Raw genomic sequence first — 22,906 nt, forward strand, 5'->3', positions numbered from 1 at the left:
ATCACATCCCCGGGCCGGCCGGTAGAGTCGCCCGATGCTCAGAACCCTGCGGCGGGCGCTCGCCGGCACCTACTGGCGGCTCAGCCGCTGGACCCTCCGCAGCGAGCCCGCTCCGGCACAGGCGGGCGTGCTCGTGGGCGCGCCGCACACGTCGAACTGGGACTTCGTGCTGATGCTCGCCATCGCGTGGCGGCTCGGGCTCGACGTGCGCTGGCTGGGCAAGCACACCCTGTTCGCCGGCTGGCGGGGGCCGCTGATGCGCGCGCTCGGCGGCATCGCCGTCGACCGCCGCGACCCCAGCCGCGTCGTCGACGACGTCCTCGCCCGCGTCCGGGCCGGCGAGGTCTTCCACCTCGTCGTCACGCCGGAGGGCACACGGTCCGGCGACGGCTGGAAGTCCGGCTTCTACCGCATCGCCCGCGCCGCCGACCTCCCCGTGACGCTCGGCTACGTGGACCGCACCACCATGACCACCGGCCTCGGCCCGACCCTCCGCCTCACCGGCGACGTGCGCGCCGACATGGACGACATCCGCGCGTTCTACGCCGACAAGGCGGGCCTGCGGCCGGCCCTGCGCACCGAGCCGCGGCTGGCCGACGAGGACCGGCAGGCCTGACCCGGCCCGCCCGGCCCACCGCGCGGCGTCAGCCGCGCGCCGCGTGGTCGTAGGCCCCCGCGGCGAGGTCCTCGAGCAGGGTCGGGCCGGTGGGCTCCCAGCCGAGCAGCTCGCGCGTCAGGGCGCTCGACGCGACGGCGTCCATGCCCCAGAACGTGCCGAGCCAGCCGAAGTCCTCGGCCGCGTCCGCCGGGTCCACGGAGACGGCAGGCACGCCCACCAGACGACCGATCGCCTCGGCGATCTCCCGGTGGACGACGCCCTCCTCGCCCACGGCGTGCAGCACGGAGCCCGCGGGCGCCTTGTCGACCGCGAGGGCGACGAGCCGCCCGGCGTCGTCCACATGGACGGCGGGCCACCGGCTCGCCCCGTCGCCGATGTAGCCGGAGACGCCGCGCTCGCGCGCCGTCCGCACCAGCACCGACGTGAACCCGTGGTCGCCCGCGCCGTGCACGGTGGCCGAGAACCGCAGGGCCACCGACCCGACGCCGCGCTCCACGGCGTCGAGCGCCAGCCCCTCGGAGCCGCCGCGCGGCGCGTCCGGCCCCGCGAACGTGGACGGGTCACGCTCGGTGAGGACCTGCCCGGGCGCCCCGACCAGCCCGGACGCCAGCAGCAGCGGCCGCCCGCTGCCGGCAAGCTCGTCGACGAAGCCCTCGACGACGGCCCGCTCGGTGCGGCCCGCGCCGGCGTAGTCCGAGAAGTCGTGCTTGAACGCGAGGTGGACGACGGCGTCGGCGTCGCGGGCACCGGCCCGCAGGCCGGCCACGTCGTCGAGGGTGCCGCGGTAGGCCGTGGCGCCCAGGGCCTCGACCGCACGGGCGGAGGCGTCGGACCGGGCCAGCCCCACGACCTCGTGGCCCGCGGCGAGCAGATGGGGGACGGTGGCGGAGCCGATCCAGCCGGAGGCTCCGGTGACGAAGACGCGCATGGGTTCTCCTCAGGTGATGTCAGTTGCTGACATCACTCACGCTACACCTGATGTCTGGCACTGTCATCACTAGACTGTCCGGCATGGCCCGATGGGAACCCGACGCCCGCGGACGCATGACGCGTGCCGCCCTCGACCTGTACGCCGAGCAGGGGTTCGAGCAGACGACGACCGCGCAGATCGCGGAGCGCGCCGGCGTCACCGAGCGCACCTACTTCCGCCATTTCGCGGACAAGCGCGAGGTGCTGTTCGACGGCTCGCACGAGCTCGAGGAGGCCGTGGTGTCCTCCGTCCGCGAGGCGCCCGACGACGCCGACCCGCTGGACGTCGTCGGCACGGCGTTCTGCACCGCGGCGTCGGCGCTCGACGAGCGTCGCGACTTCGCGGCCCGCCGCGCCGCGGTCGTCGCCGCCACGCCCCGCCTGCAGGAGCGCGAGCTCCTCAAGCTCTCCGCGCTGCGCGACGCCGCCGCGGCGGCGCTGCGGGACCGTGGCTCCGCGGAGCCCGCCGCGTCGATGGTCGCGGAGGCCGGGGTCGCGGCGTTCCGGGTGGGGTTCGAGGCGTGGATCGCCTCCGGTCAGGCGCGGCCCGTCGCGGACGAGGTGCGCGACGCGCTCGCCGCCCTGCGCGCCCAGGCCCGGGTCTAGGCTCGCGGTCGTGCCCGCGCCCGGAGACCCAGCCCCCACCCCGCCCCCCACCCTGCCCGCCGACCTGCCCGACGGCGTCGTCATGCGCCTCCTGCGCCGCGACGACGGCCCCGCGCTCGCCGCGGCGTACGCCCGGAACCGCGACCACCTGACGCCCTGGGAGCCGGAACGGCCGGCGGCGTTCTACGAGGCGGACTACCACGCGGAGCGCATCCCCGTGGAGCTGCTGTCGCACGGCTCCGGGCGCTCCGCGCCCCTCGTGCTCGAGCGCGACGGGGACGTCGTCGGGCGGGTGAACCTCAGCGACGTCGTGCTCGGCGCGTTCCGCAGCGCGCACCTCGGTTATTGGGTCGACGCGGCCCTCGCCGGCCGCGGCATCATGACCGCGGCGGTCGAGGCCGCGTGCACCCACGCGCGCGACGACCTGGCCCTGCACCGCGTGCAGGCCGCCACGCTGCTGCACAACGAGGCGTCACAGCGGGTGCTGGCGCGGACCGGCTTCGAACGGATCGGCACCGCGCCGCGGTACCTCCGCATCGCCGGCCGCTGGCAGGACCACGCCCTGTTCCAGCGGATCCTCCACGACTGACCCCGCCACCACGGACGGCTGCGCGGGGCCCGCGGCCGCGGCCTCCTGGGCGCGACGCCGCGCGCGCCGCCGTCCACGCACGACCAGGGTGACCACGCCGCCGCCCGCCGCGAGCACGAGCACGACCAGCCCGGCGCCGGCGGCCGTCGCGACCCCGGCCCGGTCGGAGGCCGCACCGGCGTGCGCGGCGGCGTCGTCCAGGTCGCCGGCGGCGAGGTCGTCCCGCGCGCGCTCGGCCGACCGCTCGACGCCGAGCACCGACGCCCCCAGCCCCGACACCGGGTCCCGGTCCGCCTCCGCGGCGCGCACGGCCTCCCCGACCTGCGTCGTGACGTCGGCGGCGCGCGGCAGCAGGGTCGCGAGCTCGGCGTACTGCGCGTCGTCGGACGCGTCCTCGTAGGCGGCGCGGACGGTGGCCGGCACCTCCAGCCCCGCCGCGTCGGCGGCGGCCTGCACGGCGCCGGCGTCCGCGGCCGCGCCGTCGAGCGCCGACCGCGCGGCCTTCGCGTCGCCGAACTCCCAGTCCGTCATCGCGGTGCGCAGCCCCAGCGGCGGCTCCCACGCGCCGTCCGCCTCGTCGAGCGCGGCATACGCGTCGCGCGCCGCGGAGCGGGCCTTGAGCTTCGCCTGCTGGTCGCCGGTGAGCACCCAGGTGCGCAGCACCTTCGGCGCCCCGGCCACGTCGCCGCGCGTCTCGACGAGGTCGAGGAAGCGCCGCCAGTCCGTGCGGCCGTGGTTCTCGTCGGTCGACCCCGGCCGCTCGTAGGCGCTCTCCCCCGCCTGGGACGCCGAGACGACCGCCGTGAACGCGTTGTCGTCGAGCCCGCCGATCAGCCGCTGGACGGCCGTGTACGAGGCGGCGTACCCGTAGGCCTCGACGTCCGCGTCGAGCTCGCCGGGGCTCGCCTCCCAGTCCGAGAGCGGCAGGGCGACGTCGGAGCCGCGGTCGGGCGCCCTCCACGGGTCGCTGGTGCCGCCGGTGCGCGCGACGACGCGGTGGGCCACCACCTCCGTCATCCCCTCCGACAGCCAGCGCTCCTTCAGCCGGTCCGGGTTCAGCCAGGCGTGCCCGAGCTCGTGGTAGAGCGTGACGTCGTCGAGGTCCTCGGGGATGACGATCTCGTCCTTGCCCGGGTCGAACCACGCGTACCCGAGCACCTTGGGCGACACGTCCTCGCGGATCGTCTCCAGACCGCCCGGCCAGGGCCGCCCCACCACGTCCTCCAGCGCCGGCAGGCCCTTCGTCAGCTTGCGCGAGACGAACGTCGTCCATTTCTTGTCGCCCGGGAAGCTCTGCAGCGTGAGCGTGGTGCCGGCGACGTCGACGCGCTTCTCGTCCGCCTTCTTCGGGTCGCGGGCCGAGACCACGGCCCAGATGCCGTCCTTGTCCGAGTTCTCGGTGGCCGTGTACGTCACGGTCTTGCCGGTGCGCTTCTCGGCGAAGGAGTCGGACGTCGCGTCGAACGTCATCGAGGCGGGCAGCACCACCTCGACCGTCGTGCGGCCGACGTCGCCCACGCCCGACGCGGCGAACGTGGCGAAGCCGTCGCCCACCCGCGTGTAGTCCTTCGAACGCACGGGCTCGCCGGGGACGTCGAAGCTCCACTCGATGGTGCGCGTGCGCCCGTAGCGCAGCGGCGCGAACGAGGCCACCGCGTACCGGGTGCTCGGGTCCTCGGTCGACTCGAGCGACACGCTCAGCGGTGCTCCGCCGCTGGTGGCCCGGACGCGCTCGGCGCCGGCCGGGACCGGGATCGCGTACGACGTGTAGAAGTAGTACGTCAGCCCCCGGTCGGGGGTCACGTTGCCGATGGTGGTGGTCACCGTGGCGCGGACCTCGCTGCCGGACGCCAGCAGCTCGTAGCGGCTGTGCGACTCCTCCGTGAGCCCCTCGTCCGCGACGGCGGCCGGGCCGGCGAGCACGAGCGCCCCGACGAGGCCCGCGCCCAGCAGGGCGAGCAGGGCGGGACGGCGGCGGGACGCGGGCGGCGGGCTCATCGCGCCGCATCCTTCCGCGCGGCGCGCGTGCGCCGCAAGCCGCCTCCCGACGCCCCGCGTCCGCCCTGGTGGGGCGACGGTTCCGCGTGCGGGTGCGCGCCCCGTGCGGTAGACCAAAGGGGTCGGGCCGCGGAGGGGGACGCCATGAGCACTGACGAGGACAGCATCCGCCCCGGCGCCGACGCCGGGTCCATGACGATCGCACTGCTGACCGCCTGCTCGGAGCCCGACCTCGGCATCCGTTCGCGGGTGGTCCAGGAGCTGCTCGACGAGGCCAGCCACGACGCCCGGCTCGCCCGCGAGGTGCTCACCACGATGCTCACGGCGTCGGTCATGTCGCTGCGCGCCTACACGGACGCCACCCGGCGCGACCCGCAGGACGTGCTGCGCACCCTCGGCGTGAGCTGGTCGCAGCGCTCGCTGAGCGCCTGAGGCGACGCGCGGCCTCCTGCGGCCGTGCACCCGCTCGGGGGAGTCGACGGGCGCGCGGCCGCAAGCCTCAGGGGTGCACCACCGTCACCGCGCACGGCGCGTGCCGCACGAGCCGGTCGGGCATCGAGCCGCGGACGACCTTCCGCACGTCGTGCCCGCTGGTGACGACGAGGTCGTCGGAGCGGAGCACCGCGAGCAGCGCGCCCGGCGCGTGACCGCCACGCCCCTCGACGGACCAGCGCACCCGGGGGTACTTCTCGCCCCAGAGGCTGACGCGGGCCTCCAGGTCCGCCCGGGCCTCCGCGCGGAGCCGCTCGAGCCAGTCCAGGTCGCCCTCCGTGACGCCGGTGAACATCCCCCGGTCGGCGGCGTGCGCCGCGAGCAGCTCGGCGCCGGCGCGGTCGGCCTCGTCGAACCCCGCCTCGAGCACGCGGTCGAGCGGCTCGCCGGGGGCGACGGCCACGACCACCCGCCGCGGCTCCTGCGCGCGGGCCGCGCGCGGCACGACGACCACCGTGCCGGGCGCCAGCGCCGCGACCGCCGACGACACGGAGCCCATGAGCACCCGGTCGAACGTCCCGACACCACGGCGGCCGACGACGACGACGGCGCCGCGCCGCGCGTGGTGCACGAGGACGGCGCTGGCGTCGCCGCGCACCGTCGCGTAGCCCACCTCCGTGGGCTCGGCCGCGAGCGCTCCGATCCGCGTCGTGCGGTCGAAGCGGGCCCGGGCGCGCGCGAGGAGCACCTCGGCCTCGGCCCGCGGGTCCGGGTGGCCGGCCGGCGCGGCGATCGCCCCCACCCCCATCGGCAGGGCGTACGCGTGCAGCACGACCAGCCGTGCCGCCAGGCGCGCGGCCTCGCCGGCCGCCCACGCCATCGCGTGGTAGCCGCCCTCCGACCCGTCGACGCCCACCACGACGTCCCGGACGGGCGTACCGACACTGCTGCTCATGGGCCACCTCCGTTCGCCACCAGTGCGCCACGGCGGCGTGCGCGCCCGGCAGAGCCGAACGCCCCGGGGCCCGGGACGGCGGGCCCTTCACCCACAGGCCGAAGGTCCCGATCGTGACCTTCGGGGATCACCCGGAATTCCCGGGCAATCCGTACTACCGTGGGAATGGTGAGCCCGCGACAGGGCCGCCGGGACCGGGACATGGACGTCCTGCTGGACGCCGTCGTCTCCGTGGGCCGGGGCCTGGAGCTGGAGACGACGCTGCACCGGGTGGTGAAGGCGGCCGCCGCGGTGGTCGACGCGCGCTACGCCGCGCTCGGCGTCCTCGGCGGCGACCAGCGCATCGCGCGGTTCATCACGGCGGGCATGACGGAGGCGGAGATCCGTGCGGTCGGCCCGTTCCCCACGGGGCACGGGCTCCTGGGCGAGCTCATCCGGCACCCGCACCCCTTGCGCCTGCCGGACATCGCCGCCGACGAGCGGTCGGTCGGCTTCCCGCCCCACCACCCGCCGATGCGCAGCTTCCTGGGGGTGCCGCTGCAGGTGCACGGGGCGCCGTTCGGCAACCTGTACCTCACGGAGAAGCGGGGCGGCGGGGAGTTCACGGACGACGACCAGCGCCTCCTGGAGGGGTTCGCGTCCGCGGCGAGCTTCGCCGTCGAGAACGCCCGGCTGTACGAGGAGACCCGGCTGCGCGAGCGGTGGTCGCGCGCCGACGACGAGATCGCCCGGCGCCTGCTGTCGGGCGAGGACCCGGACACGGTGCTGGACCTGGTCGCGTCCGAGGCGATCGACGTGGCGGCGGCCGACACGGCGGGGCTCGCCGTCCCGGTCGAGGACGACGAGGGGACCGCGGGGCAGCCGGTCTTCGTCGTGCGGACCGCGGTCGGCATCCGGGCGGACATGCTGCGCGGGCGCCTGATGCGCAACCCCGGGTCGTTCACGGCCAAGGCGTTCCTGGAGCGCCGGGTCATCGTCTCGCCCGACGCGACCTCAGACGACCGGGCGGAGGTGGTGCTCCACCCCGAGGGCACGCTCGGCCCGCTCGCCGCGCTCCCGCTGGTCGGTCGCGGGCAGCGGGTCCTCGGGGTGCTGGTCGTCGCGCGGGTCCGGGGCGCCGAGCCCTTCCCGACGGTGGTCGTCGAGGCCCTCGGCGCGTTCGCGAACCAGGCGACCGTCGCGCTGGAGCTCGCGGAGCGGCGCGCGGACGCCGCCCGCCTGGCGGTGGTGCGCGACCGCGACCGGATCGCCCGCGACCTGCACGACCTGGCCGTCCAGCGGCTGTACGCGACGGGCCTGTCGCTGCAGGCCGTGGACCGGCGGCTCGCCGACGTGCGGCCCCTCGGCTCCGCGGGCCGGGGCGAGATCGCCGCCCGGGTCGGGGAGTCGATCGACCAGATCGACGAGACGATCGACCTGATCCGCACCACGATCCGCGGCCTGCGCGACCCGGGCGTCGCCGGCCCGCGCCGGCTCGCGACGCGGTCCCTCCTGCTCGCGGAGGCGGAGGCCGCGACCCACGCCCTGGGCTTCGCGCCGACGGTCCGGTTCGAGGGGCCGATCGACGCGCAGGTCCCGTCCACGACGACGGCGCACCTGGTGGCGGTGCTGCGCGAGAGCCTGTCGAACGCCGCCCGCCACGCCCGGGCCACGCAGGTGCACGTGAGCCTGCGGGCGGGCGACGACCTGGTGCTGACGGTGGTGGACGACGGCACCGGGATCGCCACGGACGCGCCCCGCAGCGGGCTGGCGAACCTCGAGCGCCGGGCGTCGGAGCTGGGCGGGTCGTTCGAGGTGCTGCCCGGCCGCACGGGCGGCACCTCGCTGCGCTGGCGCGTGCCGCTGGCCCCCTTGCCGACGGAGCCCTGACGGCGGGGTCAGTGCTCGGCCGGGGGCCGTTCGGGCTCGAGCGGACGACCCGCCCGCTCGAGACGCGCGGCCAGCACCGCGGCCTGGACCCGCCGCTCGAGGCCCAGCTTCCCGAGCAGGCTGGACACGTAGTTCTTCACCGTCTTCTCGGCCAGGAACAGCTCCGCCCCGATCTGCCGGTTCGTCAGCCCCTCGCCCACGAGTCCCAGGATGCGGCGCTCCTGCGGCGTGAGGTCCGCGAGCGGGTCGTCGTCCTCCCCCTGGTGGCGCATCCGCTCCATGAGCCGGCCCGCGGCCTTCGGGTCCAGCGTGGAGCCGCCCGCCGCGACCGTGCGGATCCCGGCGACGAGGTCGGTGCCCCGCACCTGCTTGAGCACGTACCCGGAGGCGCCTGCGAGGATCGCGTCGAACAGCGACTCGTCGTCGTCGAACGACGTGAGCATCAGCACCGCCACGTCGGTGCGCGAGCGCAGCTCCCGGCACACGCTGACGCCGTCGCCGTCGGGCAGCCGCACGTCGAGGACGACCACGTCCGGCCGCAGCGCCGGGACGCGCGCGAGCGCCTCGGCCGCCGTCCCGGCGACGCCGACGACCTCGAGGTCGCCCTCCATCCCGAGCAGGTCGGCCACGCCGCGACGCACCACCTCGTGGTCGTCGACGAGGAACACCCGCACGGGCGCGCCGGTCATGGCCTCAACCTAGCCCTCCCGGGGGCTCCCGGCGGGGCGGTGGTCAGGGGCGACGGTCGGGGCAGTCCTCAGCCGTCCAGGTCCTCGATGCGGGCGACGCTGGGCTCGCGCTCGGTCTGCAGCCGGGCGGCGACGTCCTCGGCCTCGCGCAGCGCCCGCAGCACGTTGCCGCTGGCCAGGCCGGCGAGGTCGGCGTCCGACCAGCCGCGATCGGCGAGGGCCGCGAACAGGTTCGGGTAGCCGGAGACGTCGCGGAGCTCGTCGGCGAAGCCGCCCGCGCCGTCGTAGTCGCCGCCGAGGCCCACGTGCCGGGCGCCCGCGACCTCGCGCACGTGCTCGACGTGCGCGACGACGTCGGCCAGCGTGGTCGGGGGCTTGGGGTGGGTCTCGGCCCAGGCCGTGGCGAACCGGTCGAACTCGGCGTAGTCGTTCGGCGCGATCCCCGCGGCCTTCGCGGCCTCGCCGGCCTCGGCCCGCCACTCCCCGATCGCGGGGGTGACGAAGCTCGGCACGAACGTCACCATGCACACGCCCCCGTTGGCGGCGAGGCGCGCGAGGACGTCGTCGGGCACGTTCCGCGGCACGTCGCAGACGGCGCGGGCCGAGCTGTGCGAGAAGATCACCGGCGCCTCGGAGACGTCGAGGGCGGCGCGCATCGTGCCCGCGGAGACGTGCGAGAGGTCGACGAGCATCCCGAGGCGGTTCATCTCGCGCACCACCTCGCGCCCGAAGGCGGTGAGGCCGCCGTCCGCGAAGCGGCCGTCGGCGGGGGGCGCGTCGGTCGCGGACTCCGCCCAGGGGTTGTGGTGGTTGTGCGTGAGCGTCATGTACCGGACGCCCACCTCGTAGAGCATGCGCAGGGCGCCCATCGACGAGTCGATCGACTGCCCGCCCTCGGCCCCCATGAGCGACGCGACGCGGCCCTCGGCCCAGGCGGCCACGACGTCGTCGGCGCCGGTCGCGAGCCGGAAGTGCTCCGGCCAGCGCGCGACCATCCGGTGCACGGCGTCGACCTGCTCCAGCGTGGCGGTCACGGCGGCGCTGCCGGGCAGGTTGGAGGGCACGTAGACCGACCAGAACTGGGCCCCCACTCCCCCGGCGCGCAGCCGCGGCACGTCCGTGTGGGTGCGGCCCTCGGTGCCGGCCTCCAGGTCGAGCCGGGACCAGTCGTAGGCGACCTGGTCGCGCGCCTCCCACGGCAGGTCGTTGTGCCCGTCCCAGACGGGGTGCTCGCGCAGGAGGGCGGCGATCCTGTCGGTCTGCTCGGTCGTCATCCGGCGACCCTATCCACCCACGATCGCCCGAAAACACTCGCTCGGCCCGAAAACACCTTGGCGGCGCACCGCGACGCTGGTGGACTGGGCGCCGTCCGTCCGATCGACCCGAGCGAAGGAGCCTGCGATGCGTGCAGCCGTCGTGTCCCCCCACGAGCACGTCACGGCCCACGCAAAGGACAGGACATTTGGCACGCACGCTCAACCTCGGGATCCTCGCGCACGTCGACGCGGGTAAGACCAGCCTCACGGAACGGCTGCTGCACGCGGCCGGGGCGATCGACGCCGTCGGCAGCGTCGACGCGGGCAGCACCCAGACCGACACCCTCGACCTCGAGCGGCGGCGGGGCATCACGATCCGCTCCGCGGTCGCCTCGTTCGCCGTCGGCGACGTCACCGTCAACCTGATCGACACCCCCGGCCACCCGGACTTCGTCGCCGAGGTGGAGCGCGCCCTCGGCGTCCTCGACGGCGCCGTCCTCGTGGTCTCCGCCGTCGAGGGCGTGCAGGCCCAGACGCGCGTCCTCGCGCGGGCCCTGCGCCGGTCCGGCGTCCCCACCGTCGTGTTCGTCAACAAGGTCGACCGGGCCGGCGCCCGCGCGGACCTGGCGCTCGACGACGCGGCGCTCGACGACCTGCCGTTCGTGCCCCTCGGCGCGGCGGAGGGCGCCGGGACGCGGGCCGCCACGTGGCGGGCGGGGCTCGACGGCGACCGGGCCCTCGACGCGGTGGCCGACCACGACGACGCCGTCCTCGCGGAGTACGTCCGCACCGGGGCGGTGGACGAGGGCCGCCTCCGCGCGGCGCTGGCCGCGCTGTCGCGCCGCGGGCTGCTGCACGCGGTGCTGGGCGGCTCCGCCGTCACCGGCGCGGGCGTGGACGACCTGCTCGCGGCGCTGCCCGAGCTGCTGCCCAGCGCCGACGGCGACCCCGACGGGCCGCTCTCGGGGCGGGTGTTCAAGGTCGAGCGGGGACCCGCCGGCGAGCGTGTCGCCTCCGTGCGGCTCTGGTCCGGGACGCTGCGCGAGCGGGACCGGGTCGGCGACGACAAGGTCACCGCCGTGCGCGTCGTGCACCGCGGTGCCGCCGTGGAGCGCGCGGAGGCCCACGCCGGGCAGGTGGCGCAGGTGTGGGGCCTGGCCGGCGTCCGCGTCGGCGACGACCTCGGCGCGCCGCACGGCACCGACGGCTTCCGCTTCTCGCCGCCGGTCCTGGAGACCGTCGTCGTGGCCGACGAGCCCGGGGAGCGGGCCGCCCTGCACGCCGCGCTCACGCAGCTCGCCGAGCAGGACCCGCTCATCGGGCTCCGGCTCGACGACGCCGGCGACGCGGCCCTCTCGCTCTACGGCGAGGTGCAGAAGGAGGTGGTCGGGGCGACGCTCGCCGAGGAGTTCGGCGTCGCCGTGTCGTTCCGCGAGACGACGACGTTCCACGTGGAACGGCCCGTCGGCGTCGGCGAGGCGGCCGAGCGCATGGGCGCCGACGGCAACCCGTTCAACGCGACCGTCGGGCTGCGCGTCGAGCCCGGGCCGGAGGGCTCCGGCGTGCGCTTCCGGCTCGGCATCGAGCCCGGCTCGCTCACCCTGGCGTTCCGTCGCGCGGTCGAGGAGACGGTGGTCGCGACGCTCGGGCAGGGGCTCGCCGGGTGGCAGGTGACCGACTGCACCGTCGTGCTGACGGAGTCCGGGTACGTGCCGCCCCCGCCCTACGGCTGGAGCATCTGGTCGAGCTCGGCGAGCGACTTCCGCCGGCTGACGCCCCTGGTGCTCATGGCGGCGCTGCGCCGCGCGGGGACCACGGTGCTCGAGCCGCTGCACACGCTCACGCTCGACGCCCCGGCCGACACGCTCGCCGCGGTGCTGCCGCTGCTCGCGCGGGAGGACGCCGTCCCCCTGTCGACCGTCACGCGCGGCCGGCGCGTCGTGGTCGAGGGCGAGGTGCCGGCGGCGCACCTGCACCGGCTGCACCAGCAGCTCCCCGGCGCGACGCGCGGCGAGGGCGTGCTGGAGTCGCGGTTCGCGCGGTACCGCCCCGTCCGGGGCGAGGTCCCCCGCCGCCGGCGGCGGGACGGCGACCCGCTGCACCGGGAGGAGTACCTGCGGTCGGTCGGCCGGCAGGCCTGAGCGGGCGTCCGGCGCGGGCGGTCAGTCGCGCCGGGCGCCGCGCAGCCGGTCGATGTCGCGGCGCTCGCGCTTGGTGGGGCGGCCGGCGCCGCGGTCGCGGACCCCGACGGCCTCCCGCTCCTGGCGCGTGGGCACCGGCGGGCTCTCGTCGCGGTAGGCCTTGACGGCCAGCGGCGCGCCCACCCGCTTGGGCAGCAGCTCGACGACCACGACCTTGCGGTCGCGCAACGGGTCGCGCCAGGTGACCGTGTCGCCCACCGCCACGTGCGTCGAGGGCTTGGCCACCGTGCCGTTCACCCGCACGCGGCCCGACCGCAGCAGGGCGGCCGACGCCGACCGGCTCTTGAAGAGCCGCACCGCCCACAACCACACGTCCACGCGCACGTCGTCAGCCTCTCACGCCGCGCCCCTCGCCCGGGGGGCCGTCCGCAGGGTCCGCGCCTACTTGGCCGACGCCGGGTCGCTGTCGCCGATGTGCCCCGGCGCGGTCACGGCGAGCACGCGCTGCACGAACGCGCAGTACTCGTCCATGTAGTGCCGCAGGAAGCCGGCGGTGCTCTCGTTCGTCACCTCGCCGTCGGGGCCGAAGTCGTCGGCGACGTAGGTGATGTAGGCCTCCGGGGCGTTGAGCTGCGGCGCGTCGAGGAAGCTGAGGACGCCGCGCATCGACGACTGCATCACCGCGGTGCCGATGCCGCCGGGCGAGGCCCCGATGATGCCGACGGGCCTGCGCGCGAACGAGTTCTGGCCCCAGGGCCGCGAGCCCCAGTCGATGGCGTTCTTCAGGGCGCCCGGGATCGACCGGTTGTACTCCGGTGACACGATCAGGAGCCCGTCGGACGCCTCCACCGCCGCCTTGAACGCCCGGCCCTCGGGCGGGTAGTCGGTGTCGTAGTCCCAGCTGTAGAGCGGGAGGTCCCCGATGGGGATCTCCGTGAACTCGAGGTCCGCGGGCGCCAGCCGGACGAGCGCCCGGGACAGCGTGCGGTTGATGGACGCCTTCGCGAGGCTCCCGACGATGTAGCCGATCTGGTAGGTCATGACGACTCCCTGCTCCTTCGCTCCGGTGGCGACACCTGCGCCAGAAGGGTCTCTGCCTCCGCGAGGTCGCGGCCGTACACGGGCACCTGCGGTCGCCCGGAGCCGAGCGCCGCCGCGCGGTCCGCACGGACGTCCACGAGGGGTGTTCCCGCCCCGGGCTGCTCCGGGCGGACGTCGTCGCTGATCGCGACGACGCCCTCCACCCGGAGCAGCCGGATGCGCAGCAACCGTGCGAGGAGCTGGATCCTGATGATCATGGCCGCTGCCGCCTACCCGCCGAGGCGGATGTCGTCGTACGGGTCCGCCGCGCCACGCGGCGGCCTCGACGACGGAGACCCCGACGGCGAGTCTGCCCCGTCGCCGCCGTCGAGGCGGGACCGCAGGCCGACCATGACGGCCCGGGCGCCCGCCTGGATCTGGGCGTACCGCTCTCGCCCGGCCCGCGTGCCGAGGACGTACCCCAGGCCGAAGAACAGGGCACGACCGACCGTCCTACGACCGATCATCCTGGCCCTCCTCTCCCGACCGGTCCTGCCGGGACCGGATGGCCGACACGGCCGCGCTCGCGGCCGTCACGCCCGCGGCCGCGCCGAGCGCGACCAAACCGCCTCGGAGCGCCGGGCCGCCAGAACGTCGCGGCCTGCGCCCGAGCGCCTCCGCGACCCGGTCGGCGAAGGTCGCCTTCCTGCGCCACCACGTCATGATCGTGCTCCCGCCTTCCGCCTGTCCTCTTCCTTGTGCCTGCGGATCGCGGCGACGATCTGCGGCTTGCGCAGCGAGGACGGGAGGTCGAGCCCCATCTCGGTGCCCAGCGCGCGGAGCCGGTCCTTGGTCATGTCGTCGAGGTCCATCGGGCCCGTGTCGGCGTCCCCGCCGAGCTGGCGGGCTTCCGCAGCCGTCTCCTGCTTCCGGCGGTCGGCCTCCTCCACCCTCCGGCGCGCCTGCTGCGCCTCGTCCTCCGCCTCGCCCGCCAGCCGGTCCGCGCGGGCACGCGCCTCGTCCGCAGCCCTCCGGGCGTCGTCCGCCGCCTCCTCGGCGAGCTCGCGCGCATGCCTCATCTGCTCTCGCGCGCGCTCGATCGCCTGCTCGGCCGACGCTCGCGCCTTGTCCGCCCGTTCCCGGGCCTGCTCCACCTGCTTCCCGGTCTCGGCCTCCGTCTCCTCGACGTGCCGCGCGGTGATCTCCTGCGCCCGCTCCCGCTTCGCGGCCACGTACTCGTCGGCCTCGCGCTGCGCCTCGGCCACCACGCGGTCCACCTCGCGGTCGCCCTCCTGCCGGGCCTCCGCGACCTGGCGGTCGCTCTCCGCCTCGGCGGCGGCGACGGCGTCCGCCTGCTCCTTCGCGTTCCGGGCCTCCTCGTGGGCGCGCACCTCGAGCTCGTGCGCCCGCTCCATCGCCGCGTCCACCCGGTTGAGACGGCGGTCGCCGTCCCGGGGGAACGGGGTGGCCTCGGCGAGCGACGTGGCCGCGTGCTGCCCCGCTGCCTGGACGGTGCGGCCCGCGGACTGGACGGTGCGGCCCGCCGACCGGGCCGGGTTCGTCACTCCCGCGTCCAGCGCCCACCGCACGTTGCGCGGCAGGTCCGTCAGGCCCCGGCGCGCCTGCCGTCCCAGCCAGGCCATCGGGTTGGACCTCGTCATGGGCTCCTCCTCGTTCGTCGGGCAGCCGTGCGACGACCACCGGTGATGCCCCCTGACGACTCGTGCCCTTCCAGGACACGCCCGACCTCGGATGCACGCACTCGGGCCCTCGCCGGGTGCCGGGGTACCGGCGTTGCTAGCGTCTGCCCCATGGCTGAACCCATGGCAGGCACCCCGGCCGCACCCCAGGCCGGCGTACGCGTCGAGGAAGACCTGCTCGGACCGAAAGAGGTCCCTGCGCAGGCGTACTACGGGATCCACACCGTCCGGGCGATGGAGAACTTCCCCATCTCCGGGACCACCATCAGCGACGTGCCGGAGATGATCCGCGGCATGGTGATGGTGAAGAAGGCGGCGGCGCTCGCGAACCGCGAGCTGCGCGCCATCCAGCGGGACATCGCGGACGCCATCATCGGCGCGTGCGACGAGGTGCTCGTCAAGGGCCGCTGCCTCGACCAGTTCCCCATCGACGTGTTCCAGGGTGGTGCCGGCACCAGCGTCAACATGAACACCAACGAGGTGATCGCGAACCTCGCGCTGGAGCTGTCCGGCTTCCCCCGCGGCCGCTACGACGTCATCAACCCGAACGACCACGTCAACAAGTCGCAGTCCACCAACGACGCCTACCCCACCGGCTTCCGCTTGGCCGTGCACGCCCTGACCGAGGCGCTCGTGGTGGCGGTGCGGCGGCTGTCGCGGGCGTTCGACGAGAAGGCCTCCGAGTTCGCGGACCTGCCCAAGATGGGCCGCACCCAGCTCCAGGACGCGGTGCCCATGAGCCTGGGCCAGGAGTTCGCCGGCTTCTCGGTGAACGTCGCCGAGGAGGTCAAGCGCCTGCGCAACGCGGCCGACCTGCTGCTCGAGGTGAACCTGGGCGCGACGGCGATCGGCACGGGCCTCAACACCCCGCCCGGCTACCCCAAGGTCGCGGCGCGACGCCTCGCGGAGGTCAGCGGGCTCGGCACGGTGCCCGCGGAGAACCTGGTCGAGGCCACCTACGACAACGGCGCGTACCTGGCCGTGCACTCCGCGGTGAAGCGGCTCGCGGCCAAGCTGTCGAAGATCTGCAACGACCTGCGCCTGCTGTCCTCCGGGCCGCGCGCGGGGCTCAACGAGATCAACCTGCCCGAGCTGCAGGCCGGGTCGTCGATCATGCCCGCCAAGGTGAACCCGGTGATCCCCGAGGTGGTCAACCAGGTCTGCTTCAAGGTGATGGGCAACGACGTCACCATCACGCACGCCGCCGAGGCCGGGCAGCTGCAGCTCAACGTCATGGAGCCCGTGCTCGCGGAGTCGATGTTCGAGTCGATCCGCCTGCTGACCAACGCCTGCGACGCGCTGCGCACCAAGTGCGTCGTCGGGATCACCGCCAACGCGGAGGTCATGCGGCAGCACGTGCTCGGCTCGATCGGCATCGTCACCTATCTCAACGAGGTCATCGGCCACCACAACGGCGACCTGGTCGGCAAGGAGGCCGCCCGCACGGGCAGCTCCGTGCGCGACGTCGTCGTCGCCCGCGGCCTGCTCACGGCCGAGGAGGTGGACGCGATCCTCACCACGGAGAACTTCCTGCACCCGCGCTACTCCGGCCGCTTCTACGCGCCGGACGAGCGCGGCATCCCTGCGCCCGGCGAGGACGGCGGGTCGTCGACCGTCGTGGAGTCCGACGACGCCACGGGCGCCCCCTCGGACCCGGAGCACGAGCACCATGCGGCCGACGAGGAGGGTGAGGCCGCGCGGTGATCGTCGTCCAGTTCGTCGTCGTCCTGGTCTTCGTCTTCATCGGTGCGCGCATCGGCGGGATCGGGATCGGGCTGGCGGGCGGCGCCGGCGTCATCGTCCTCGGGCTGCTGGGCCTCGAGGTCGACCCCGCGACCGGCGTCCCCTGGGACGTGCTGGGCATCATCATGTGCGTCATCGCGGCCATCGCCGCGATGCAGGCCGCCGGCGGGCTCGACTACCTGGTGGCGAAGACGGAGGTGCTGCTGCGCGCCCGCCCGCGCAACATCACCTTCCTCGCGCCGCTCGTCACCTACTTCATGACCGTGTTCGCCGGCACGGGCCAGGTCGCCTTCTCCACCCTCCCGGTGATCGCCGAGGTGGCGAAGGAGTCGAACGTGCGCCCGTCACGGCCGCTGTCGATCGCGGTGGTCGCGTCGCAGATGGCGATCGCGGCGTCGCCCATCTCCGCGGCGGTGGTGGCGATGGCCGCCGTCGTGGAGCCGCTGGGCGTCGACTACATCACCCTGCTCACCGTGGCGGGCGTCTCGACGCTGGTGGGCTGCATGGTCGGGGCGGTCGTCGCGTCCCGGCAGGGCGTCGAGCTGCAGGACGACCCGGTCTACCAGGAGCGACTCGCCAAGGGGCTCGTGAAGCGCCGCGAGCGCACCGAGTTCGTCGCCAAGCCGCGGGCTCTGCTGTCGCTCGTCATCTTCGCCGCCGCGCTGCTCGTCGTGGTGCTGTACTCGACCGCGGTGTCCGACTCGGTGGGCCTCATCGAGGACCCGACCATCACCCGCAGCGGCGCCATCATGACGTTCATGCTGCTGGCGGGGCTGCTCATCGCCGTCTTCTGCAAGATCGACGTGAGCACGGTCATCACGCAGCAGACGTTCCGCTCGGGCATGAGCGCCGCCGTCTGCATCATCGGCGTCGCGTGGCTGGGCAACACGTTCGTGCAGGGCCACACCGCCGAGATCGAGGAGCTGGGCGGCGACCTCATCCGCCAGTACCCGTGGATGCTCGCCGTCGTGCTGCTGCTGGCCTCCGCGCTGCTCTACTCCCAGGCCGCGACGACGATCGCGCTGATGCCCGTCGCGGCCGGCATGGGCGTGGCCGCGACGACGATGGTCGCGTCGTTCCCCGCCGTCACGGGGCTGTTCCTGCTGCCGACCTACACCACCGTGGTCGCGGCGATCGAGCTCGACGACACCGGCACCACCCGCATCGGGAAGTACCTGTTCAACCACTCGTTCATGGTGCCGGGGCTGGTGGCCGTCGGGACCGCCGTCGCCCTCGGCTTCGGGATCGCGCCGCTGCTGATCTGAGCGGGTCTCAGACGTCCAGCCAGGGCGCGGCGTCGTACTGCTCGTCCGTGACGTGCTCCAGCCAGGTGGTCGTGGCGGCGGGGTCGTCGGCGTTCTCGAGCATCGCCAGGTGCTCCATGAAGTCGTCCGGCGACGCGCCGTGCCAGTGCTCCTCCCCCGGCGGGCAGTACACCGTCTCGCCCGGCCGGGCCTCCACGACGACGCCGTCGCGCGTGCCGACGAGCGCCACCCCGGACACCACGTGCAGCGTCTGCCCGCGGGCGTGCGAGTGCCACGCCGTGCGCGCCGCGGGCGCGAACCGCACGAGCGCCACCACCATCCGCTGGTCGCCCTCCTGCGGGACGGCGATCGGGTCGAGCCAGACGTCGCCCCGGAACTGCTCGGGCGGGTTCTTGGTGGTGGCGGGGCGGGGGAGCTTCCTCATCGTCCGGTGATCCCTTCCGGGGAGGTGGGCGCCGCGAGCGTGGTCGCCGCCCACGACGCCAGGAGCTTGAGCCCGTCCTCCGACGGCGAGCCGGGCTGCGCGGTGTACACGTTCATCTGCAGGCCCGGGTCGGCGGGCAGCAGGAGCGCCTCGTAGTCGAGCTCGAGCAGGCCGACCGCCGGGTGGTGGAACACCTTGGTGCCCGTGCGGTGCAGCCGCACGTCGTGAGAGGCCCACAGCCGGCGGAAGTCCTCGCTGCGGGTGGAGAGCTCCCCGACCAGGGCGGTGAGGGACTTGTCGTACGGGTTCCTGCCCGCCTCGGCGCGCAGGATCGCGACGGCGTCGTGCGCCATCCGCGGCGACTTCTCACCGAAGAACGCGGCGGCGGCACCGGGGTCGAGGAAATGGAACCGGGCGCTGTTGACCGGCTTGCCCGCGGCCTGCTCGGGCGAGTCGTACAGCGGCGCGTACAGCGCGCGGCCCAGGACGTTGGTGCCGAGCACGTCGAGCCGGCCGTTGCGGACGAAGGCGGGGACGTCGCCCATCGCGTCGAGGATCCGCTGCACGGCGGGGCGCAGGGTGCCGGGCGGTGTCCGGCGGGCGCGTGACCGCGCGGCGCCGGACGCGTTCGCGGCGCGCGCGAGGTCGAACAGGTGGAGCCGCTCCGCCTCGTCGAGCTGCAACGCCTCCGCGAGCGCCTCCAGCACCTCCTCCGACACCCCGCCGAGGTTCCCGCGCTCCAGCCGGGTGTAGTAGTCGACGCTCACGCCCGCGAGCATCGCCACCTCCTCGCGCCGCAGCCCCGGCACGCGCCGGTTGCCGCCGTACGCCGGCAGGCCCGCCTTGTCCGGGGTGATCCGCGCCCGGCGCGTGGCGAGGAACTCGCGCGTCTCCGCCTTCAGGTCCATGCCCACGACGGTACGTCGGCACGCTCGGCCGTGGGAGGTACTGGCAGGACCGGGGACGCCCGGGACTCCCCCGCCGGCCCGCGCCGCCGTCAGATGGACGCCATGACCAGCGCACCCCTCGCTCCCGCCGCATCACCCGTCGCGGCGACGCCTCCCCCCGTGCCGGCCGCACGCCGCGGCACCGCCGCCGTCCTCGCGATCATCCTGGTCGGCTACTTCATGGTGATCCTCGACAACTCGATCGTGATCACCGGTCTGCCCCACATCCGCGCCGAGCTCGGCATGTCCGCGACGGCGCTCGCCTGGGTGCAGGACGCCTACCTGCTGACGTTCGGCGGCCTGCTGCTGCTCGGCGCCCGCGCGGGCGACGTCCTCGGCCGCCGCCGCATGTTCGTCGTGGGGCTCGCGCTGTTCACGCTGGCGTCCGTCGCCGTCGGGCTCGCGCCCACGGGCGGATGGCTGGTCGGCGCCCGCGCCCTCCAGGGCGTGGGTGCGGCGGTGCTCGCGCCGTCGACGCTGGCGCTGCTCACGGCGAGCTTCCCCGAGGGACCCGAGCGCACCCGCGCCACGGCCGCGTACGGCGCGGTGGCGGGCATCGGCGCCAGCGTCGGGCTCGTCGTGGGCGGCCTGCTCGCCGACCTCGTGTCCTGGCGCGCGGGCTTCCTCGTGAACCTGCCGGTCGGCGTCGTCATGCTGGTCGCCGGGCTGCGGGTGCTGCCGGAGACGCCCCGGTCCCCGGGCCGCTTCGACGTGCCGGGGGCGCTGCTGGCCACGCTCGGCCCGGCGGCGCTGGTGTACGGCTTCGTCCGCGCCGGCGACGAGGGCTGGTCGGATCCCGCCACGGTCGCCGCGCTCGCGCTCGGCGTCGCGCTCCTGGCCGCCCTCGTGGTCGTCGAGCGCCGCGCGGCACAGCCCGTGCTGCCGCTCGGCCTGTTCGCGAGCCGCGAGCGCGTCGGCGCCTACGTGGCCCGCCTGCTCTTCATCGGCGCGATGATGGGCTTCTTCCTGTTCACCAGCCAGTACCTGCAGGACGAGCGCGGGTTCTCCGCCCTGGCGGCCGGGTTCGCGTACTTCCCGATGACGGCGGTGAACTTCGTGGTCGCGCTCGCCGTGCCGCGCCTGCAGCGCCGGGCGAGCGGCGCGGTGCTGCTCGTGGCCGGGCTGGTGCTCGCCGTCGCGGGCACGGCGTGGCTGGGCACCCTCGACGCGGGCACCTCGTACGCCGTCGGCATCGCGCTGCCGATGATGCTGATCGGCGCCGGGCAGGGCCTGGCCTTCGGGCCCCTCACGGCGTCGGGCATCGCGGGCGTCGACAGGTCGCAGGCCGGTGCGGCGTCGGGCGTCGTGAACGCGGTGCACCAGCTCGGTGGCGCGCTCGGCATGAGCCTCGTGCTGGCCCTGACCGGCACGTACGCGGCGGCGATGACCGCGGGCGCCGTCCTGCTGCTGGGCGCCCTCGCCGCCGCGGCGCTCCTGGTGCTGCCCGCCGCCCGGCGGGCGCGGCGATGACCGTGCGGGGGACGGGCCAGCGGGGTACCAGCAGGGTCTCCCAGGACCGGCGTCGCGTGCCTAGCGTGAAGGACATGACGAACCCCGTCCCCACCCTCACCCTGAACAACGGCGTCACCCTGCCCGCCCTCGGGTACGGCGTCTTCCAGACCCCGCCGGACGAGACGGTCGCGGCGACGGCCGAGGCGCTGCGCGTCGGTTACCGGCACATCGACACCGCCGCCGCGTACGGCAACGAGCGCGAGGTCGGCGAGGCGCTCCGCCGCTCCGGTGTCGACCGGTCCGACGTCTTCCTCGAGACGAAGGTCTGGATCAGCGACTACGGCTACGACGCCACGCTGCACGCGTTCGACAAGTCCGCCGGCAAGCTGGGCGTCGACACCCTCGACCTGCTGATCCTGCACCAGGCCCTGCCGTCGCGGTTCGACCTCACCGTCGACGCCTACAAGGCCCTCGAGACCCTCCTCGCCGACGGCAGGGTCCGCGCGATCGGCGTCAGCAACTTCATGCCCGACCACCTGGACCGGCTGCTGGCCGAGACGTCCGTGGTGCCGGCCGTCAACCAGGTCGAGGTGCACCCGTACTTCCGCCAGCCCGACGTCCTGGCCGCCGACGCCGCGCACGGCATCCTCACCCAGGCCTGGTCGCCCATCGGCGGCATCACCTTCTACCGCGACGGCGAGCACACCAGCACCCTGCAGGACCCGACCATCCTGGGCATCGGCGAGGCGCACGACAAGTCCGCCGCGCAGGTCATGCTGCGCTGGCACCTGCAGCAGGGCCGCTCCGCGATCCCCAAGTCCGTCACCCCGCACCGCATCGCGGAGAACTTCGACGTGCTCGACTTCGAGCTCACCGCCGCCGAGCTCGCCGCCATCGACGCCCTGGACACCGGCCGCCGCGGCGGCCCCGAGCCCGAGGTCGTCACCCTCGAGACCTTCGGTCGCGAGATCCCGGAGGCCTGACCCGTGCCCCTCGCCGACACCTCGCTCGCGGCCACCGACCCCGAGCTGGTCGCGATCGCCGACCGGTTCGCCGAGGACGTCGAGCGCGACGCACCGCTCGCCCCCCGCCTCCGGGCCCTGCTCCGGGTCGCCGCCGTCGTCGCGACGGGCGGCACCGCCGTCCTGCGGGTGGAGCTCGACGACGCCCTCGCCGCCGGCGTCACACCGGTCGAGCTGAAGGAGGTCCTCTACCAGGCGGTCCCGTACGCGGGGCTCGGTCGCGCTGTCGACGCGCTGGTCGTGGCGAACGAGCTGCTCGCCGACCACGACGTCGAGCTGCCGCTGCCCGGGCAGGCCACGGTGACCCCCGAGACGCGGGCCGCCGACGGCCTCGCCGTGCAGCGGCGGATCGTCGGCGGCGACACCGTCGACGCCATGCACGCGAGCACCCCCGCCGACGAGCAGCACGTGCAGCGCGCCCTGGCGGCGCACTGCTTCGGCGACCACTACACCCGCGGCGGCCTGGACGTGCCGACCCGCGAGCTCGTCACCCTGGCGCTGCTCGTCGCGCTCGGCGGCGCCGACCCGCAGGTGGCCGGGCACGTGCGCGCGAACCTCAACGTCGGCAACGACCGCGCCACGCTGGTCGCGGTCGTCACCCACCTGCTGCCCGTCGTCGGCTACCCGCGCACCCTCAACGCGCTGCGCGCCCTCGACGGCGTCGCGCCGTCCCCTGCCGAGCCCACGACCGAGCCCACCACCGAGCCCACCACCGAGCCCACCACCGAGCCCACCACCGAGCCCACCACCGAGCCCACCACCGAGCCCACCACCGAGCCCACCACCGAGCCCACCACCGAGGAGGAGTCATGACCGACTGGAACCCCGCCGACCTGGCGGCGATCGACGGCGACGGCGAGCTCCGCGTCGCCGCGCACCGCCCCGACGGCACGCTGCGCACGCCCCGGATCGTGTGGCACGTCGTCGTCGACGGCGCGCTCTACCTGCGCTCCGTGCGCGGGACCGAGGGCGCCTGGTACCGGGGCGTGCAGCGCACCGGGACCGGCGAGATCGACGCCGGCGGCGTGCGCGCCGAGGTGACCTTCACCCGCGACGACACCCACGACGACGCGATCGACGCCGCCTACCACGCCAAGTACGGCGACGGCTCGGCCGTGCGGTCGATCACCAGCGCGACCGCCACCTCGACCACCCTGCGCGTGGACCCGCGCTGACCTGTGCGCCCCCCGGTCGCGGCCGCCCGGGTGCG

The 22,906-nt window shown here is 75.1% G+C and carries 23 protein-coding genes and 2 pseudogenes; 12 read left to right on the forward strand and 13 right to left on the reverse strand.

Going from position 1 to position 22,906, the window contains the following annotated elements:
- The first annotated feature begins 34 nt into the window (after window positions 1-34).
- Window positions 35-616: a 1-acyl-sn-glycerol-3-phosphate acyltransferase gene (locus ACFU9A_RS19290; RefSeq protein ID WP_430576905.1), complete on the forward strand. Its 582-nt coding sequence runs from the start codon at window positions 35-37 to the stop codon at window positions 614-616.
- Window positions 617-644: 28 nt separating this feature from the next.
- On the opposite strand, the gene ACFU9A_RS19295 is transcribed toward ACFU9A_RS19290, so the two are convergent.
- A complete protein-coding gene (locus tag ACFU9A_RS19295) occupies window positions 645-1,547 on the reverse strand; it encodes an SDR family oxidoreductase (RefSeq protein WP_430576906.1) in 903 nt (300 codons plus the stop codon).
- An 83-nt stretch (window positions 1,548-1,630) separates the two neighbouring features.
- Between ACFU9A_RS19295 and ACFU9A_RS19300 the strand changes: the two genes are divergently transcribed.
- Together ACFU9A_RS19300 and ACFU9A_RS19305 are read left to right on the forward strand one after the other, a co-directional pair.
- The gene (locus ACFU9A_RS19300; protein ID WP_430576907.1) at window positions 1,631-2,194 is read left to right on the forward strand and encodes a TetR/AcrR family transcriptional regulator; all 564 of its coding nucleotides are present in this window, start codon (window positions 1,631-1,633) and stop codon (window positions 2,192-2,194) included.
- A gap of 10 nt (window positions 2,195-2,204) precedes the next feature.
- Window positions 2,205-2,783, forward strand: a complete 579-nt coding sequence (locus ACFU9A_RS19305) for a GNAT family N-acetyltransferase (protein ID WP_430576908.1) — start codon at window positions 2,205-2,207, stop codon at window positions 2,781-2,783.
- Here ACFU9A_RS19305 and ACFU9A_RS19310 read toward each other — a convergent pair.
- Complete coding sequence (locus ACFU9A_RS19310) at window positions 2,667-4,781, reverse strand: hypothetical protein (protein WP_430576909.1); 2,115 nt, start codon at window positions 4,779-4,781, stop codon at window positions 2,667-2,669. The two genes, ACFU9A_RS19305 and ACFU9A_RS19310, sit on opposite strands and share 117 nt — an antisense overlap.
- 144 nt (window positions 4,782-4,925) lie before the next feature.
- Here ACFU9A_RS19310 and ACFU9A_RS19315 point away from each other — a divergent pair, with 144 nt between their 5' ends.
- Entirely contained in the window at window positions 4,926-5,213 is a 288-nt protein-coding gene (locus ACFU9A_RS19315; protein ID WP_430576910.1) for a hypothetical protein, read from the forward strand.
- 67 nt (window positions 5,214-5,280) lie between these two features.
- Here the strand turns inward: ACFU9A_RS19315 and ACFU9A_RS19320 are convergent, their stop codons facing one another.
- Window positions 5,281-6,168, reverse strand: a complete 888-nt coding sequence (locus tag ACFU9A_RS19320; protein ID WP_430576911.1) for a universal stress protein — start codon at window positions 6,166-6,168, stop codon at window positions 5,281-5,283.
- A gap of 168 nt (window positions 6,169-6,336) precedes the next feature.
- On the opposite strand from ACFU9A_RS19320, the gene ACFU9A_RS19325 reads away from it, so the two are divergent.
- Window positions 6,337-8,037 (forward strand): GAF domain-containing protein, encoded by a 1,701-nt coding sequence (locus ACFU9A_RS19325; protein WP_430576912.1) that lies wholly within the window; start codon window positions 6,337-6,339, stop codon window positions 8,035-8,037.
- Window positions 8,038-8,045: 8 nt separating this feature from the next.
- Here ACFU9A_RS19325 and ACFU9A_RS19330 read toward each other — a convergent pair whose 3' ends face one another.
- The gene (locus ACFU9A_RS19330) at window positions 8,046-8,726 is read right to left on the reverse strand and encodes a response regulator (RefSeq protein ID WP_430576913.1); all 681 of its coding nucleotides are present in this window, start codon (window positions 8,724-8,726) and stop codon (window positions 8,046-8,048) included.
- A gap of 68 nt (window positions 8,727-8,794) precedes the next feature.
- Entirely contained in the window at window positions 8,795-10,000 is a 1,206-nt protein-coding gene (locus tag ACFU9A_RS19335; protein WP_430576914.1) for a dipeptidase, read from the reverse strand.
- Between the two features lie 188 nt (window positions 10,001-10,188).
- Here ACFU9A_RS19335 and ACFU9A_RS19340 point away from each other — a divergent pair, with 188 nt between their 5' ends.
- Window positions 10,189-12,123, forward strand: coding sequence for a GTP-binding protein (locus ACFU9A_RS19340; RefSeq protein WP_430576915.1), 1,935 nt, complete (start codon window positions 10,189-10,191; stop codon window positions 12,121-12,123).
- Between the two features lie 21 nt (window positions 12,124-12,144).
- Here the strand turns inward: ACFU9A_RS19340 and ACFU9A_RS19345 are convergent, their stop codons facing one another.
- The 5 genes from ACFU9A_RS19345 to ACFU9A_RS19365 all read right to left on the reverse strand — a co-directional run bounded on the left by ACFU9A_RS19345 (window position 12,145) and on the right by ACFU9A_RS19365 (window position 14,804).
- A complete protein-coding gene (locus ACFU9A_RS19345; protein WP_430576916.1) occupies window positions 12,145-12,507 on the reverse strand; it encodes an RNA-binding S4 domain-containing protein in 363 nt (120 codons plus the stop codon).
- A 57-nt stretch (window positions 12,508-12,564) separates the two neighbouring features.
- Window positions 12,565-13,164 (reverse strand): NADPH-dependent FMN reductase, encoded by a 600-nt coding sequence (locus tag ACFU9A_RS19350; RefSeq protein WP_430576917.1) that lies wholly within the window; start codon window positions 13,162-13,164, stop codon window positions 12,565-12,567.
- Window positions 13,161-13,421, reverse strand: a complete 261-nt coding sequence (locus ACFU9A_RS19355; RefSeq protein ID WP_430576918.1) for a hypothetical protein — start codon at window positions 13,419-13,421, stop codon at window positions 13,161-13,163. The genes ACFU9A_RS19350 and ACFU9A_RS19355 overlap by 4 nt, the downstream gene beginning before the upstream one ends.
- 12 nt (window positions 13,422-13,433) lie before the next feature.
- Window positions 13,434-13,670 (reverse strand): hypothetical protein, encoded by a 237-nt coding sequence (locus ACFU9A_RS19360; protein ID WP_430576919.1) that lies wholly within the window; start codon window positions 13,668-13,670, stop codon window positions 13,434-13,436.
- Between the two features lie 192 nt (window positions 13,671-13,862).
- Window positions 13,863-14,804, reverse strand: coding sequence for a hypothetical protein (locus ACFU9A_RS19365; RefSeq protein ID WP_430576920.1), 942 nt, complete (start codon window positions 14,802-14,804; stop codon window positions 13,863-13,865).
- Window positions 14,805-14,966: 162 nt separating this feature from the next.
- Here ACFU9A_RS19365 and aspA point away from each other — a divergent pair.
- Together aspA and ACFU9A_RS19375 are read left to right on the forward strand one after the other, a co-directional pair.
- A pseudogene (gene aspA / locus ACFU9A_RS19370) lies at window positions 14,967-16,412 on the forward strand (aspartate ammonia-lyase); the annotation flags it as partial.
- A gap of 131 nt (window positions 16,413-16,543) precedes the next feature.
- Complete coding sequence (locus tag ACFU9A_RS19375; RefSeq protein ID WP_430576921.1) at window positions 16,544-17,851, forward strand: anaerobic C4-dicarboxylate transporter; 1,308 nt, start codon at window positions 16,544-16,546, stop codon at window positions 17,849-17,851.
- A gap of 7 nt (window positions 17,852-17,858) precedes the next feature.
- Here the strand turns inward: ACFU9A_RS19375 and ACFU9A_RS19380 are convergent, their stop codons facing one another.
- A complete protein-coding gene (locus ACFU9A_RS19380; protein WP_430576922.1) occupies window positions 17,859-18,275 on the reverse strand; it encodes a cupin domain-containing protein in 417 nt (138 codons plus the stop codon).
- Window positions 18,272-19,183 carry a helix-turn-helix transcriptional regulator gene (locus tag ACFU9A_RS19385; RefSeq protein ID WP_430576923.1) on the reverse strand — a complete coding sequence of 304 codons (912 nt, stop codon included), beginning with the start codon at window positions 19,181-19,183 and terminating at the stop codon, window positions 18,272-18,274. The genes ACFU9A_RS19380 and ACFU9A_RS19385 overlap by 4 nt, the downstream gene beginning before the upstream one ends.
- A gap of 102 nt (window positions 19,184-19,285) precedes the next feature.
- On the opposite strand from ACFU9A_RS19385, the gene ACFU9A_RS19390 reads away from it, so the two are divergent.
- From ACFU9A_RS19390 to ACFU9A_RS19400, 3 genes and pseudogenes are all read left to right on the forward strand, one after another.
- The gene (locus ACFU9A_RS19390) at window positions 19,286-20,692 is read left to right on the forward strand and encodes an MFS transporter (RefSeq protein WP_430576924.1); all 1,407 of its coding nucleotides are present in this window, start codon (window positions 19,286-19,288) and stop codon (window positions 20,690-20,692) included.
- A 74-nt stretch (window positions 20,693-20,766) separates the two neighbouring features.
- Window positions 20,767-21,657 (forward strand): aldo/keto reductase, encoded by an 891-nt coding sequence (locus ACFU9A_RS19395; RefSeq protein WP_430576925.1) that lies wholly within the window; start codon window positions 20,767-20,769, stop codon window positions 21,655-21,657.
- Between the two features lie 3 nt (window positions 21,658-21,660).
- Window positions 21,661-22,341: pseudogene (locus tag ACFU9A_RS19400) on the forward strand (carboxymuconolactone decarboxylase family protein); the annotation flags it as partial.
- On the opposite strand, the gene ACFU9A_RS19405 reads toward ACFU9A_RS19400, so the two are convergent.
- Window positions 22,317-22,616 carry a glycine zipper domain-containing protein gene (locus tag ACFU9A_RS19405; RefSeq protein WP_430576980.1) on the reverse strand — a complete coding sequence of 100 codons (300 nt, stop codon included), beginning with the start codon at window positions 22,614-22,616 and terminating at the stop codon, window positions 22,317-22,319. The pseudogene ACFU9A_RS19400 and the gene ACFU9A_RS19405 sit on opposite strands and share 25 nt — an antisense overlap.
- Here ACFU9A_RS19405 and ACFU9A_RS19410 point away from each other — a divergent pair.
- Window positions 22,506-22,871 carry a DUF2255 family protein gene (locus ACFU9A_RS19410; protein WP_430576926.1) on the forward strand — a complete coding sequence of 122 codons (366 nt, stop codon included), beginning with the start codon at window positions 22,506-22,508 and terminating at the stop codon, window positions 22,869-22,871. The genes ACFU9A_RS19405 and ACFU9A_RS19410 overlap by 111 nt on opposite strands.
- Window positions 22,872-22,906 lie beyond the last annotated feature (35 nt).

It is taken from the genome of Isoptericola sp. NPDC057653 (genome assembly GCF_042799955.1).
Taxonomy (GTDB): Bacteria; Actinomycetota; Actinomycetes; order Actinomycetales; family Cellulomonadaceae; genus Isoptericola.